Raw genomic sequence first — 654 nt, forward strand, 5'->3', positions numbered from 1 at the left:
GTGTTAAAGGAGGCGAAAAAAGCATGTTCTTCCTTAAATCAGCCTTACTGGTATTTAGAAGCACTTGTCGTCGCAAAAGACGAGCAAGGGAAAAAACTTGGAAGCCGCATGTTAAAGCAATGTCTTTTTCCCTTTATCGCCCGGCAAGGCGGCGGACTGTTCACACTGATGACACACAACGAGGCCAATCGTCATTTCTATCGGAAAAATGGCTGGATGGAGTTTGATGAAAGGGTACTGCGCGGAAAGGAAATGTCCTTGGAAAGCTGGAGCTATAAAACCGTGATTAAATAAGGTATCCTCGTCAGGTGATGATATAATAGAGTCAGTTCAATCAATGATCATACTTGGAGGAGAGACTGATGATACGACGACTTGATCATATCGTGTTGACTGTACAACATATGGAGGACACCATTCGCTTTTATACAAACGTATTAGGGATGAAGGAAGAAACTTTTGGTGAAGGCCGTAAAGCGCTTCGTTTTGGTTTACAGAAAATCAACCTTCATGAAGCTGGTCATGAATTTGAGCCAAAAGCGGCTCATCCTCTTCCTGGATCTCATGATTTGTGCTTTATCACCGATTTAGACATGGACAGTTTGCTGCTGCACCTCCGGAAGCAAGTGGTCCCCATTGAAGAGGGGCCGGTCA

General features: G+C 44.3%; 2 protein-coding genes. Both read left to right on the plus strand.

Annotation, left to right across the window (positions count from 1 at the left end; all coding sequences use genetic code 11):
* On the plus strand, positions 1 to 294 hold a 294-nt coding region (locus BJU60_RS14790; protein WP_141737254.1), incomplete at its 5' end, for a GNAT family N-acetyltransferase.
* A 68-nt stretch (positions 295 to 362) separates the two neighbouring features.
* Positions 363 to 654, plus strand: a 292-nt coding sequence (locus BJU60_RS14795) for a VOC family protein (protein ID WP_070329516.1), incomplete at its 3' end; no start/stop codon positions are given.

The organism is Exiguobacterium aurantiacum, from assembly GCF_001766415.1.
In the GTDB taxonomy this organism is placed as follows: Bacteria; Bacillota; Bacilli; order Exiguobacteriales; family Exiguobacteriaceae; genus Exiguobacterium; species Exiguobacterium aurantiacum_A.